Below are 13,817 nucleotides of genomic sequence, written 5' to 3' on the forward strand. Positions count from 1 at the left end.
CCATCATTGATCACTCTTTCCTCAAGGAGGATGTTATGAAAACCAAGTTTTTCGCTGCCCTTTGTCTCTCGGGCGCATGTTTGATGAACCCGGCCGCAGCCTCTGAAGATAGCCCGTCGTCCGCATCGTCCGCTTCAATATATAAGGCGACGGTCGATCCCGCAGCCTTTCGGCCAGTGGTGCTGGAGCACAAGAAGCTGGGCGTCACCACCACCCCGGCGACGATCCGGCTGATCACGCCCGGCGTCGACAAGTTCAGCATCTATCCGCTGATCGGTGCGCCGCATTTTGCTGAAGGAATTACGCGGCGATGGAGTTACGTCCTCTTCTTCCCCGTCGCGCCGGGAAGCATGGAACGCGTGCGCTGCCGCATGGAAATCCGGTTCGAGCGTCCGCGCGGCCACTATAGCGTCGTGGTCTCCGAGGTCGTGTGGCAGGAGCAATCTTGCGCCGACCGGGTTGCAGCGGCAAGCTGATTGGGCAAGAGGTGGCGTCATGCGCATAATCGTTCCTTTCGCCGCCTCTGTCCTTGCCTTCGCCAGCATCCCCGCGTCGGCGCAGACCTTCGGCCCGCCGATCCAGGGGCTTTGCTTGCTCTCCCGGAACGGCGCTATCGCGGCGTCGCGGGCCGGCCAGTCGATGCAGGCACAACTCAAGCAGATGCAGGGTGCGCTGTCGGGCGATCTCGCCCGGCAGCGTTCCTCGATCGATCAACAACGCCGAACGCTCGAGACGCGACAGAATTCGACGGCGCCAATCGAATATCAGCGGCAGATTTCCGCGCTCAACCAACAGGCTCAGGCGATTGAACAGCAGCAAAATGCGCGATTCATCTCAGCACAAACGCGAGGGCAGCAGCAGATCGACCAAGCTCTCAATACGGCGTTGGGCCGTATGGTGACGAAAGCTAACTGCAGCGTCGTCCTCGAGCGCGATAACAGCTACGGCTGGAACAACGCGATGGATATCACGCCGGCCGTCACCCGCGAAATGGACGCTCTGCTTCAAAGCGTGGCGTTGCAATAACGAAACCGGATATGATGGACTAGCGTGCCATGCGCTTGACCTCCCGCCGTAAATTAACGTGATGCTTATCTCGACAGCCGATCTGGTCAGACATGCAGCGAAAACTGAAAAGCAGTGAGCTTGTGAGCTTCATGCTCCTGCTAGTGGCCGTCCTGGTCCTCGCGCTAAGATGATGATCGAGTTCGACGCGCGCGCACAGCCCGAATATTTCCGTCAAATTCTTGCTCAGGTCCCGACTCAAAAAAAGCTCAACCAAGCTGCCTCATGGTCCCGCCTGTCGCACACCGGTTATTGGCAACATCTTGTTAACCAATTTGGCGCAAGCTCCGTTTGGGGGGCACGTTGGCGGCGCGAGCCGTGCGAATGGAGTTCTTCGCGGTGTTCGAATGCGACACGAAGCCTACATCGGTCATCGGACCGTTCGGTCGTCTGACGATCGGCGATTTGCCGGCCTCGTCCACCACCTATTGGGTGAGCCGGCGCAAGGCCGAAGTGCTCGCCGCCATCGACGGCGGTTTGCTGACTGTCGACGAGGCCTGTGAGCGATATCGATTAAGTCTCGAGGAGATCATTGCGTGGCGGCGCTCGATGGCCGACGCCGGCGTTGCCGGACTTCGTATTACGAAGGACCACCGCTATCGTCATCCCTTGTAGTTTAAACCAGAAATGCCGCGCCACCCCCACCACTGGGCGCGGTATCGACGGCGCGAGGTAGTTGGTCCTCCTCGCGTCGTCCACGGCGTGCGACGATGCTGACTGGACATCAGCCCCCGCTTGGAACAGCTATGTGCGCGGTTACAAATGGCCGGTTGGGGTCAGGCGGCTTTCAACTCCGATTCCAGATAAGCGGACATTCTGTAGCGGTACGACAATTCCGTGGCCCCTCGTTTCCTGGCGCGGCCTGATCGGTACACTGCGCTAGATCAATCTTGGACCTTTCTTCCAATCCCTTTCGCCAACATCCGGTCGAACCGGCATTTTATTTGCTCGGGATGTCACAGCGGCGGGCTCCCGCTCGTCAGTCATGGTGACGCCGATATCGGCTCAGGAAGAAAGGAAGATCAGATGAATCGGTTGAATTGGTCCGAAGTCGCTCCCGCCGGAGCGAAGGCCCTGTACGGTGTGCACCATTATGTCACTCACAACACCGCGCTCCCGGACGAGCTGGTCCACCTCGTCTTCCTGCGAGTATCCCAGATCAACGGATGCGCGCACTGCATCGATCTGCATACCCGGGACCTGCTCAAGACCATGCCAATCGACAAGGTCGCGCTCCTTCCGGTGTGGCATGAAGTGCCGCATCTCTTCCCCGACCAGTATCGCGCAGCACTGGCTTGGGCGGAGGAAGTCACTCGCGTCAGCGAGACCCATGCTTCCGACGAGGCCTATGCAGCAGCAGCCGAGGCATTCGAGCCGAAAGACCTCGTGGACCTGACGATCGCGATTGCGGCGATGAACGCCTTCAACAGGCTCGGCGCACCATTCCGTCTTTCGGTTGCGGCCAAGCCCTGAGGCGTGAGCGCTGCTCTTTTTTGGCGTCGCCGTACAATATCAAGTCGATTGGCGAGACTAACCGCGCCATGCGACCCAGGAGGGCTCTTCCTTTCAGGAAACACGGCTCTTCATCTTACGCCCGTCCGATTTCGATCGGGCGGGCGTTCTTTTTCGGGAAATCGTCGCTTATGGCCGTTAGCGGTCGGTCTGCTTTCCGATGAAAAACGCGAATAGCGGACATTGTCGGCGAGACAGCTTGCGTACGTCAAAAGGGAAGCGGACGCACACTCTCAAACCTTCGAAAACTCTTGTCACGCTCGGCCGACCCTAATCATCGCGCGCGATGGTCACCTGAATGCCGTCGAGGTGGTCACCAAAGGGAAGCTGACAAGATAATCGCGACGTTTCGTTGCGGTCGGACGAACTGTCCAAGAGATCGCTTTCGTCTTCGCACATAGATGCCACCTTCCCGACGAATTCGGGCGCGACGTGGACGTGGCAAGTCGCGCACGAACAGCATCCGCCACAAAGCGCGAGCAGTTCGTCGAAGCCGTGCTCGCGGATTATCTCCATCAGGTTGAGGCCAGCGTCGGCTTCGAGCGCATGCGCTGTTCCTTTTCGGTCGACTATTGTCAGGCTTGGCATAATGATAGCTCCATCATGTTGGATTGGACGCCAGCGAAAGCAGCGTTTTCAGCGGCGTTTCGGTGTCGGCGAGTTGCTCGGCCGTCGCCACGAGCCCCGCGGTGACGATCATGCGGCCCTGGACATAATCCTTGGTCGCGTTGACGCAGTCGATCGCGATCACCTTGCCTTCTTTGAGGTAGACGACCGAGAAGCTGCGCGTCGCGGGATCGCCGCGCATCACCGCGCGGTCGTGCCCGGTCGACAGCCCAGCGGTCTGGAGCTTGAGGTCATATTGGTTCGACCAGAACCATGGGATCGCGTGATAGGGCGCCTCGTCGCCGACGATGCCCTTGGCGACGACATTGGCCTGATCATTGGCATTCTGCACCGATTCCAGCCGGATCACGACGCCTTCGGCAAAATGATTCTCATGCGCGGCGCAGTCGCCGATCGCATAAATGTCGGGAAGGCTCGTCTTGCAGAGCGCGTCGACGAGCACGCCGTTGCTGCCTTCGGCGCCCGCCGCGATCAGCGGCTCGACCGCGGGAACGATGCCGATGCCGACGATAACGAGGTCGGCGGGGATCACTTCGCCGTCCGATAGGCGCACGCCGGTGACACACGTCTCACCCTCGATTGCCTCGACGCCGACGCCAAGGCGCAGGTCGACACCATGGTCGCGATGCTCCTGCTCATAGAAGCGCGACAGTTCGTGGCCCGCGACACGCGCGAGCACGCGTTTTTGCACTTCGAGCAGCACGACCTTCTTGCCCGCCTTGCGCAGCACCGCCGCAGCCTCGAGCCCGATATAGCCGCCACCGATCACAACGATCTGGCCCGCAGTCTCGGACGCCGCCTTCATCGTGTCGGCGTCGGCGCGCGTGCGCACCCCCTGCACGCCGGGCAGGTCGCCGCCCGGGATCGGCAGCATGCGCGGAGCGCCGCCGGTCGCCCAGACGAGCTTCCCATAGCCAATCGTCTCGCCGCCATCGGTGGCGACATTGTGCGCAGCGGGGTCGACCGAGACAACGCGCTTGCCGAGCAGCATCGTCACTTCGCGTTCGTCCCAATATTTGGCGGGGCGCAGCTGGATGCGTTCGAATTCTTTCTCGCCCGCGAAATATTCCTTCGATAGGGGCGGACGCTCATAGGGAAGCTCGGGCTCGTCGCCGATGATCGCGATGGTGCCAGTGAATTTCTGCGTGCGCAGCATGATCGCCACCTGCGCGCCGCCATGGCCCGCGCCAACAATCACAACATCGAACGCCCTAGCATCTACCTTGCGATCCTCCACGGCGTCAGGCTCCTGCGAACCGCAAAGATGCCACCTTGATCCCGCTCGTCACTGCGCAGTCATCCCGGCGTCAATGACATGCTCGGCGCCTGTAATGTAGGAGGATTGGTCGGAGGCGAGGAAGAGGACAAGATTGGATACTTCCTCGGGCTCAGCGATACGGCGCAGCGGGATTTGCGCGAGCGCGTCGCCGCCCTCCTCGTTGGTTGCCTCGACCATCATCGGGGTCATGATGAAGCCGGGATGGACCGAGTTGGCGCGGATATTGTCGGGACCATATTCGACCGCTGCTGCCTTGGTCATCCCACGCACCGCAAATTTGCTCGCGACATAGGCAAGGCTTGGAAATCCATAGTTGGCCACCAGCCCGGCTATCGAGGAAATGTTCACGATCGAGCCCTTCCCGGCTTTGAGCATCGACGGGATCACCGCGTGCATGCCAAGATAAATGCTGTGCTGGTTGACGGCGCAGACATGCATATAATCGGCTTCTGACACATCGGCCGTCTTGGCCATCGGTCCCAATATTCCGGCGTTGTTAACCAGCACCGTCACTGGTCCGAATTTGTCTTCTGCGATCGCGACGATGCGCTGCCAGTCGGCGGCATTCGTCACATCATGTTCGGCGAAAGCGGCCTGACTGCCAAGCTCCGTCGCCAGAGCGTCGCCCACATCGGCACGCATATCGGTGAGCAGCACCTGCCCCCCTTCTGCAACGAAGCGCCGCGCATGCGACGCGCCCATGCCGCGCGATGCGCCGGTGACAATGGCGATCTTCCCGTCGAGCTGACCCATCTTCTCTCTCCTGATATTGCGGTATGAATAAGTGTGGAATTGCGGCCGGTTGGGGGGTAGGCAGGCGGCCATGGCGCAATCGAGCAACATTTCCCGCCGCCGCAAAACGGCCCTCGAAGACGGCAGCACCGACTATCTGGCCAAGCGCGCCGAGCTGGTCGAGATCGCCGGACGCCAGTTTAAAAACAACGGCTTCCGCGCGACGACGCTGGCGGAGATCGGCCATAAGGCGGGGCTCGACCGGGCGACGGTCTATTATTATTTCGGCAGCAAGGAGGAATTGTTCCGCGAGTGCCTGCGTGTCGGAGTCGACGACAATATCAACGAGTGCGAGCGGATCGCCAACGATCCCGCCCTGTCCACCGCGGAGAGGCTGCGCGGCGTCATCAACCAGCTGATGAGCGCCTACGACCAGCATTATCCGCACATGTATGTCTACATCCAGGAAGAGATGAACCGCATCGCCGGCGAAAAAAGTGCGTGGGCGCAGCAGATCATCAGCCAGACGCGCAAGTTCGAACGCATCGTGATGAGCCTGATTTCCGAACTGATCGAGCGGGGCGAGATGCGCTCCGACATTCCGGTGTCGGTCGCCGCGAACGCGGTGTTCGGCATGCTCAACTGGACGCACCGCTGGTACCAACCGGGCGGCGCGCATCCCGCGCTCGAAGTGTCCGAAGGGTTCAGCGATATCTTCTTCGACGGGATGGCACGCCGCAAGGACTGACCTCATGGCTCGAGCTGGGCGAGCCAGGCTCGCAATTCCCGCTTGTTGACCTTTGTCGCCGACATCGGCCAATCCTCGGCCTTCACGAAATGCACCGCGCGCGGGACTTTATAGCCCGCGATCCGTCCCTTGCAGTGCGCGATGAGCTCGTCGGCGCTCGCCTCGAAGCCGGGCATCAGCTCGACAAAGGCGATAGGCACCTCGTCCAATCGGGGATCGGGGCGGCCGACGACTTCGGCAATTCGCACCGCGGGATGGCTGCAAAGATACGCCTCCACCTCGATCGCGGCGACATTCTCGCCCCCGACCTTGAGCATGTCCTTCGCGCGGCCATTGAAGATCAGGCGGCCGTCGGCGCTACGGGTATAGAGGTCGCCTGTATGTAGCCAGCCATCGGCATCGAGCGCTTCGGCACTTTTAACCGGATCGCGGTAATAGCCCTCCATCACGCAATAGCCGCGGACCCAGATTTCGCCGACCGTTCCCGGCGGCACGTCGGCGCCATCCTCGTCCACGATACGCAGTTCGATGCCGGGGACCGCTTTGCCATTGCTGGTTGCGCGTTGCTGCGGCGTTTCGTCGGGGTCGCTGAGCGCGAAAATACCGGAGGTTTCGGTCATCCCGCAGGCCTGCATGATCTCGGCCTCGGGAAGCAATTTCTGGACCCGGTCGACCAGCGCCTCGGGTCCGATCAGCAACATCGCGCGGACCTTTTCGGTCGCGGCGACAAAGTCGGGCTGGTCGAGCAAAGGCTGGAGGATCGCCGGAAACCAAGGCCACATCGCAGTGACCCCTTCGCGCTTCATCAGCGCGACGGCGCGGGCCGGGTTGAAGAAGGTATCGGTCAAATAGGTGCCCGACGCGCCGATCGAGCCGATGAAGGGCGCGAGCGAGCCGATATGAAACAGCGGCCCGCCCCCCCAGGTGACGTCGCATTCGCCCGAGCGGAAGCGCTTGTCGGCGCGCTCGACGGGACCGCGTGACATCGCCTCGTGCGTCAGCATGCACCCCTTGGGGTTGGCGGTCGTGCCCGAGGTGTAAATGATCGTCGCGGTATCGCGCAGGCGCGTACAGCGGCGGCGGCGATCGACCTCGCCTGCCCCCACTTTGCTACCGGCCGCAGCAAAGGTCGCGGCGTCGGTAAAGGCAGGTGGAGCATCGCCGGAGAGTAACACGACATGCCGGAGCATCGGCGCTTCGGTTAGCGCGAGATCGCCTGTGGCGGCGTCCGCGAGCGAAGGCAGCGCGCTGGCGATGCTGTCGCGAAAATCGACGTGACTGGTATCGCCGGCAGCGGTCAGCAACACCGCGATCTGCGCGTTGTTGATGATATATCCCAGCTCATGTTCCTTGTGCCGCGCGTTAAGCGGGACTGCCACGCAATTGGCGAGCCATGCCCCGAACAGCCCGGTGACGAGTTCGTGTCCGTTATTGGCGAGCAGGCCGACGTTCGATCGGGGTGCAATCCCCAATCCGATGATACCGCGAGCGACTGCCACCGCCCCTTCCAGCAGCGCGGTATAGGTGATTGCGCTCTCGGGGAACACGATCGCCTTGCGTTCGGGGAACCGGCTGGCGCTTTGCACCAGCAAGTCGCCAAGCGTCGCCGTCGCTGACCAGCTGTCGAAACTCATATCCTCTCCCGCATCTTTTTTGTGCGCGTCGTCACTCATGCGTAGTCCCGAGCAATCTGTCAACGCTATTGTTGACTGTCCGATTGTCCATTGACAGGAAGGCTCCAACCTCCCTATCAACGCGAGTGTTGATAAAAACGATCGGGTGAGGAGCGGGCTATGAAATTCCATTTGATGCAGACCGGCGTCGTCGGGCGGCGGCACGAGATCGAACAGGGAATGGCTGGCCAGCGTCCCGAACTTTACCAGCGCTTCCTCGAAGAGGTGCGCGGCTATGTGAAGCATGCCGACGAGCTGGGTTTCTATGGCTACTGCCAGCCCGAGCACCATCTGCAGATCGAGGGATTCGAGGCGAACAACCATCCGGGCATGTTCAGCCTGTTCGTCGGCCAGCACAGCAAAAGGATGAAGGCGGGGATCATGGGTTACACCATGACGACGCACAATCCGGTGCGCGTCGCCGAAGAGATCGCGACGCTCGACCATATGCTGCAAGGCCGGCTCTATTGCGGTTTCACCCGCGGCTATCATGCGCGCTGGGTCGATGCCTATGGAATCAAGGAAGGCGTCGGCGCGACGACACCCGACAATGTGAAGGCGCGCGACCAGCAGGATGCGCGCAACCGCTCGCTGTTCGAAGAGGGCGTGCGCGTTATCAAGAAGGCGTGGACCAACGACGTCTTCGACCACAAGGGTGACAATTGGCAGTTCCCGCCCGAGGGCGGATCGGGCGGTCACCCTGCCTATGCGAAATATGGCAAGGGTCAGGATGCCGACGGTATCGTCCGCCAGATCGGCATCGCGCCGCGCTGCTATCAGGACCCGCATCCGCCGATTTACGGCGGCTTCGCAGCATCGGGACGGACGATCGATTTCTGGGCGGAGGAAGGCGGCAAGCTGATCGTCCTCTCGGACAATCTCGATTTCTGTGACTCGCTCAATCAGCGCTACATCGGTCATGCCGCCAAGCACGGCCGCGAAGTCACCAGCACCGATGCCTCTGCATGGGGCGGCTTCCTGATGCTCACCAGCGACAAGGAACGCGCCAAAAAGCTCATGGAAGAGCATATGTGGTTCTGGGACGAATGGTTCATCCCGCTTGGTCAGCGTCCCCCCAATGTCCTGATCGGGTCGGCCGACGAGATCGCCGACCAGATCGGCAAGGCGCACGACAAGCTCGGCTTCGACGAACTATTCCTGATGTTCGGGCAAGGCCATCTCGAGCCCGATGAAAATCATGCCGAGCTTGAAGAGTTCATCGCCAAGGTCGCGCCGCGCTTTTCGACCAAAGCTGCCGACGGGACCTATGTCTAGGTCGCAGCGATAAAGATAAAATCTGGGAGAGAAGTCGATGCCTATGCAGTGCGGAATCTTTATGACCCCCTATAATCCGCCGAACCGTACACCGCGGCAGGTGTTCGACTGGGCGCTCGAAATTGCGCGGATCGCCGACGAGGTTGGCTACACCGATTATATGATCGGCGAACATTATACGCTGGGCTGGGAAAATATCCCGATGCCCGAAGCGGTCATTGCCGCGTGCGCGCAGACGACCAAGAATATCCGCTTTGCGCCGATGGCGCATCTGCTGCCCTATCACGATCCCGCGACGCTCGCGATCCGCATCGGCTGGCTCAGCCAGGTGATGGAAGGCCGCTATTTCCTTGGCGTCGCACCCGGCGGCCATCACACCGATGCGATCCTGCATGGCTATGAGAATATCTCGAGCCTGCCGCCGCGCCAGCTTGAGGCGCTGCGTTTGATGGAGCGGGTGTGGGAGCGCAAACCTTTCGTCGAGAAAGGCGAATATTTCCAGGCTGGGTTCCCGGGCTCGGAAACGATGCCCGAATATAATGTGCTGATCGCCGACAACAGCCCCTATGGGGGGCGCGACAAGCTCGAGATTGCCGTCACGGGCCTGTCGATGAACAGCTCGTCTATGAAGTTCGCGGGCGAGCGCGATTATAGCCCGATCTCCTTCTTCGGCGGCACGCCGCAGATGAAAGCGCATTGGGACACATGGGAAACCGCAATGGCCTCAAAGGGGCGCACCGCCGACCGCAGCCGCTATCGCGTCTGCCGCGACGTGTTCATCGCCGACACCGATGCCGAAGCCAAAAGGATGGTGCTGAAGACCGGGATGATGCGCACCTGGCACGAATATCTGAAAGAAATCTACGTCAAGTTCGGGCTGTTCGACGGCATTATCGCCGACAGCGGCCAGGACATTTCGCCGGCCGACATCGACGATGATTTTCTGATCAATCATGTCATCCTGTGTGGGTCGCCCGAAACGGTGATCGAGAAACTGGAGAAGCTCGCCGATGCGTGCGGCGGCTGGGGACAAATTGTCGCCAATCAGCATGACAGCCTCGACGATCCCAAACCTTGGGAGGAGTCGCTGCGGCGGCTCGCGACCGAAGTATGTCCGAAAGTGAAAATGCCCAACTGACGGGCGGAAAAAAATGATGCGGCATCCAGCACAAGAATGGGGCCGCGGGAAGGAAACAACATATGGCAACTGGCAAGGCATGCGTGCTCGTCGAGCCCAACCGCATCGAAACCTGGGACGTGCCGATCGTCGATCCCGAGCCCGGTGGCGCGCTGGTGCGGATTATCGTCGGCGGCGTGTGCGGCAGCGACGTTCATATCGCCGATGGCGGCGCCGGCGTCATGCCCTTCCCCATCATCCTCGGCCATGAAGGCGTTGGCCGGGTCGAGAAACTCGGCGCGGGGGTGACCACCGACTATGCGGGTGTGCCGGTCAAGCCTGGCGATCTCGTCTACTGGGCGCCGATCTCGCTCTGCCATCGCTGCCACAGCTGCACCGTGCTCGAAGAGACGCCGTGCGAGAATTCGCAATTCTTCGAAGACGCCAAAAAGCCCAATTGGGGCAGCTATGCCGACTTTGCCTGGCTGCCCAATGGGCTCGCCTTCTTCCGCGTGCCCGACCATGCCGAGGTCGATGCGGTGATTGCCTTGGGATGCGCGCTGCCCACCGTCTTGCGCGGCTTCGATCGCTGCGGCCCCGTCCGGATCGGGCAAAGCGTGGTCGTGCAGGGCGCGGGCCCTGTCGGCCTTGCCGCGGTGCTCGTCGCCTCTTTGATGGGAGCGCGCGAAGTGATCGCGGTCGACGTCCATGCCAGCCGGCTCGACGTGGCAAAATCGCTCGGTGCCACCGCGACGGTTTCGCTCAAGGACAGCGCCGAGGAGCGGCGGCGGCAGATCTATGATCTCTGCGGTGCGAATGGCCCCGATGTCGTGGTCGAGGCGGCGGGCGTCCTGCCGGCCTTCCCCGAAGGCGTCGACCTCACCGGCAACCACGGGCGTTATATCATCCTCGGATTGTGGGGTGCGATCGGCACCCAGCCGATCAGCCCGCGCGACCTGACGATCAAGAATTTGACCGTGGCTGGCGCCAGCTTCCCCAAGCCTAAAAACTACCATGACGCACTACAACTCGCGGTGCGGTGCCAGGACCGCGTGCCGCTGGCGGCGCTTGTCACGCATCGCTTCGGCGTGGCCGGTGCCAGCGCGGCGCTCGAGGCGACCGCGGCGGGCACCGTCATCAAAGCCGTCATCGATCCCGAACATAGCTGACATCGAACAAGCGAGACTTTCCATGAACCATGCAACATCCATTGACACCCAGACGGCACCCGTTGCCGACAACCGGTCGCGCGTCGCCAAGCCCGCCCATGTTCCGGACCATCTTGTCCGCGACATCGACATGTATGCCCTCGACGGCATCGAGGCTGGCTATCATGAAGCCTGGGTGGGGTTGCACGCGCAGAACATGCCCAAGCTCGTCTGGACCCCGCTGACCGGCGGCCACTGGATAGCGATGGACGGTCCAATGGTCCGCGAGATCTACGAAGATCCCGCGCGCTTTTCGAGCGAGGTCATTTTCCTGCCCAAGGAAGCGGGCGAGAAATATCTGATGGTGCCGACGCGGATGGATCCGCCCGAACATACGCCCTATCGCAAGCTGCTCGACACCGGGCTCAACCTCGCGCGCATTCGGGAGGTCGAGGATAAGGTACGCCAAACCGCGATCGAACTGATCGACGAGATAGCGCCGCGCGGCCACTGCGACTTTTCCACCGACTACGCCAAGATTTTCCCGGTGAAGGTGTTCATGGCGATGGCCGGATTGCCGATGGAAGATGCGCCCAAGCTCGAACATTTCGCGGTTGGCATGACCCGCCCGACCGGCGACACGCCCGAGGAAATGGCGGAATGCCTCGACGCTGCCAACACCGGATTCTTCGAATATGTCGAACCGATCATCAATGCGCGGCGCGGCGGCGACGGCACCGACCTGATTTCGGTGATGGTGAACGGCACGGTCAATGGCGAACCCCTGCCCCACGACAAGGCGATCGGGATGATCTCGCTGCTGCTGCTCGGCGGGCTCGACACGGTCGTCAATTTCCTGAGCTTCATGATGATCTACCTGGCGCGCAATCCGGACAAGGTCGCCGAGTTGCAGGGCAACGACCTGAAACTCCTGCGCGGCGTCGAAGAATTGTTCCGGCGTTTCGCCGTCGTTTCCGAAGCGCGCATGGTGGCCAAGGATCAGGTCTTCCATGGCGTCGAGCTCAAGCATGGCGACATGATCCTGCTGCCGACCGTGCTCCACGGGCTCGATGCCAATGAAAATGCTTGCCCGATGGATATCCAATGGGATCGCAAAGGTCCCAAGCACACCACCTTTGGCGGCGGCCCGCATCGCTGCGTCGGCATGCATCTCGCGCGCATGGAGGCGACCGTGACGTTGCAGGAATGGCTGAAACGCATTCCCGACTTCCGCCTCGCCGATGGCGCGAACCCGATCTATCGGTCGGGCATCATCGCGGCGGTCGAGGATGTGCCGTTCGTGTGGGATGTTGCTTGAGGCTCAGGGCGTCCCGCGATGCGTCGGCGCCGCGGCCGCGAGGCTTAGAGCCTCGAGAATTTCGGCGCGGCCGCATCCCAATTTGAGCGCATTGCCCATATGGACGCGGAACCCCGGGCCGAAACGGTGCGCGGGTGTCGCGTCGCTCGCCATCGCGATCAATTCCTTGACGCGCGCCGGCACGGTGCCGGATTTCCACGGGATCGCGCAATAGTCGAAAAAGCCCGTGAAGATGTCAGGCGACAGGATGAGCATCGCTCTCAGAAAGCCCGGCATCTCGCGCTCGAAATCGGTCCAGAAGGGATCGTCCCCCACTCGCGCATCCCATAAGGCCTGACGCTCGGCATCGAGCGCGCCGCCGGCGGGCACGAGGCCGCGCCGCTGCGCCTCTTCGAGCACCAAGACCGCGCTGATCATCAGCGAGTGCACCCCGAGTCCCGAGACCAGGGCGATCACTTCCTGCACCTGCGCCGGCGACGCGCCGCGGTCATAGGCGGCCGCAACCGCAACGGACAACGCCCCGCGCTCAAGCGACGTGACCGAGGCCGCGAGGCCCAACTGGATCAGCGCGCGCGGCAGCGGCAACAGCGGACTTCCGTCCGCAACACCCTCGAGCGCCTTCAGCGTCGTCTCGCGCAAATGAGGCAAAAACAGCATTTCCATAAGCCCGGCTTACCCTTTTTGCGCCGCCAGTCAACTTTAACGTTGACTAGTCAACACATGTGTTTACACGAGCGGTCTGGGATAGGAAAAAAACCGTGGCAACATTGGAAGACCGGGTGCGCAAGCTGGAGGATCGTGCGGAGCTGCACGATCTCGTCGCGACCTATTTTCAGGCCACCGACGACGATGACTATGCGCGGCTAAGCCTTTGCTTCACCCGCGACGCGTCCTTCGCCGCATCAGGTTTTGCCGATAGCGCAGGGCGCGCGGCCATCACCGACTTCCTGAAAACGGCGCGCTCCGGCATGGGCCAGACCGTCCATACCCCGAATTACGTGCACCTCGTCTTCAACGGTGCCGATGCGGCCAGCGGAACGGTCGCGGCGCATCTAGAACTAGGGATCGGCGACGCGACCTATTTCGCGGCCGTCCGCTACCTCGACCGCTATCGGCGCGAAGACGGACAATGGCGGATCGCTCGCCGCGAGATGCGTGCGATCCATGTCGGCCCCTGGTCGGACGTCGGCACATCGCTGTCGAGCCCGCTCAATATCCGCTGGCCGGGCGCCGCGCCGCAGGCGAGCGACTTTCCGCGGCAAGACATCAAGCAAGAGACTCAGAAAACGGCAACGGCGGGAGCGTCTTCCGCCGAATAATGAT

At 61.7% G+C, this 13,817-nt stretch carries 15 protein-coding genes; 10 read left to right on the plus strand and 5 right to left on the minus strand.

Translation table 11 applies throughout. The annotated features are described in order from the left end of the window. Positions 1-35 precede the first annotated feature (35 nt). The 4 genes from V8J55_RS00305 to V8J55_RS00320 all read left to right on the plus strand — a co-directional run bounded on the left by V8J55_RS00305 (position 36) and on the right by V8J55_RS00320 (position 2,538). Positions 36-476 (plus strand): hypothetical protein, encoded by a 441-nt coding sequence (locus V8J55_RS00305; RefSeq protein ID WP_336443862.1) that lies wholly within the window; start codon positions 36-38, stop codon positions 474-476. Between the two features lie 19 nt (positions 477-495). Then, complete coding sequence (locus V8J55_RS00310; protein WP_336443863.1) at positions 496-1,026, plus strand: OmpH family outer membrane protein; 531 nt, start codon at positions 496-498, stop codon at positions 1,024-1,026. A gap of 363 nt (positions 1,027-1,389) precedes the next feature. Next, entirely contained in the window at positions 1,390-1,680 is a 291-nt protein-coding gene (gene sciP / locus V8J55_RS00315; protein WP_336443864.1) for a CtrA inhibitor SciP, read from the plus strand. A 411-nt stretch (positions 1,681-2,091) separates the two neighbouring features. Next, a complete protein-coding gene (locus V8J55_RS00320) occupies positions 2,092-2,538 on the plus strand; it encodes a carboxymuconolactone decarboxylase family protein (protein WP_336443865.1) in 447 nt (148 codons plus the stop codon). A gap of 309 nt (positions 2,539-2,847) precedes the next feature. On the opposite strand, the gene V8J55_RS00325 is transcribed toward V8J55_RS00320, so the two are convergent. The 3 genes from V8J55_RS00325 to V8J55_RS00335 form a co-directional block, all read right to left on the minus strand. Continuing rightward, positions 2,848-3,165 carry a 2Fe-2S iron-sulfur cluster-binding protein gene (locus V8J55_RS00325; protein ID WP_336443866.1) on the minus strand — a complete coding sequence of 106 codons (318 nt, stop codon included), beginning with the start codon at positions 3,163-3,165 and terminating at the stop codon, positions 2,848-2,850. Between the two features lie 13 nt (positions 3,166-3,178). Further along, entirely contained in the window at positions 3,179-4,402 is a 1,224-nt protein-coding gene (locus V8J55_RS00330) for an NAD(P)/FAD-dependent oxidoreductase (RefSeq protein ID WP_336443867.1), read from the minus strand. An 87-nt stretch (positions 4,403-4,489) separates the two neighbouring features. Beyond that, positions 4,490-5,236 (minus strand): glucose 1-dehydrogenase, encoded by a 747-nt coding sequence (locus V8J55_RS00335; RefSeq protein WP_336443868.1) that lies wholly within the window; start codon positions 5,234-5,236, stop codon positions 4,490-4,492. Between the two features lie 70 nt (positions 5,237-5,306). Between V8J55_RS00335 and V8J55_RS00340 the strand changes: the two genes are divergently transcribed. Next, the gene (locus V8J55_RS00340) at positions 5,307-5,963 is read left to right on the plus strand and encodes a TetR/AcrR family transcriptional regulator (RefSeq protein WP_336443869.1); all 657 of its coding nucleotides are present in this window, start codon (positions 5,307-5,309) and stop codon (positions 5,961-5,963) included. A 2-nt stretch (positions 5,964-5,965) separates the two neighbouring features. On the opposite strand, the gene V8J55_RS00345 is transcribed toward V8J55_RS00340, so the two are convergent. Then, a complete protein-coding gene (locus tag V8J55_RS00345) occupies positions 5,966-7,597 on the minus strand; it encodes a class I adenylate-forming enzyme family protein (protein WP_336443870.1) in 1,632 nt (543 codons plus the stop codon). A gap of 159 nt (positions 7,598-7,756) precedes the next feature. Between V8J55_RS00345 and V8J55_RS00350 the strand changes: the two genes are divergently transcribed. The 4 genes from V8J55_RS00350 (at position 7,757) to V8J55_RS00365 (ending at position 12,494) form a co-directional block, all read left to right on the plus strand. Next, on the plus strand, positions 7,757-8,911 hold the full coding sequence (locus tag V8J55_RS00350; protein ID WP_336443871.1) for an LLM class flavin-dependent oxidoreductase: 1,155 nt from the start codon (positions 7,757-7,759) through the stop codon (positions 8,909-8,911). Between the two features lie 43 nt (positions 8,912-8,954). After that, positions 8,955-10,049 (plus strand): LLM class flavin-dependent oxidoreductase, encoded by a 1,095-nt coding sequence (locus tag V8J55_RS00355; protein WP_336445680.1) that lies wholly within the window; start codon positions 8,955-8,957, stop codon positions 10,047-10,049. Between the two features lie 62 nt (positions 10,050-10,111). Next, a complete protein-coding gene (locus V8J55_RS00360; RefSeq protein WP_336443872.1) occupies positions 10,112-11,197 on the plus strand; it encodes a zinc-binding dehydrogenase in 1,086 nt (361 codons plus the stop codon). A gap of 22 nt (positions 11,198-11,219) precedes the next feature. Continuing rightward, positions 11,220-12,494, plus strand: a complete 1,275-nt coding sequence (locus V8J55_RS00365; RefSeq protein ID WP_336443873.1) for a cytochrome P450 — start codon at positions 11,220-11,222, stop codon at positions 12,492-12,494. A gap of 3 nt (positions 12,495-12,497) precedes the next feature. Here V8J55_RS00365 and V8J55_RS00370 read toward each other — a convergent pair whose 3' ends face one another. Further along, a complete protein-coding gene (locus V8J55_RS00370; RefSeq protein ID WP_336443874.1) occupies positions 12,498-13,151 on the minus strand; it encodes a carboxymuconolactone decarboxylase family protein in 654 nt (217 codons plus the stop codon). A 101-nt stretch (positions 13,152-13,252) separates the two neighbouring features. Between V8J55_RS00370 and V8J55_RS00375 the strand changes: the two genes are divergently transcribed. Beyond that, a complete protein-coding gene (locus V8J55_RS00375) occupies positions 13,253-13,813 on the plus strand; it encodes a nuclear transport factor 2 family protein (RefSeq protein WP_336443875.1) in 561 nt (186 codons plus the stop codon). Positions 13,814-13,817: the final 4 nt, after the last annotated feature.

The organism is Sphingopyxis sp. CCNWLW2 (genome assembly GCF_037095755.1).
Classification (GTDB): Bacteria; Pseudomonadota; Alphaproteobacteria; order Sphingomonadales; family Sphingomonadaceae; genus Sphingopyxis.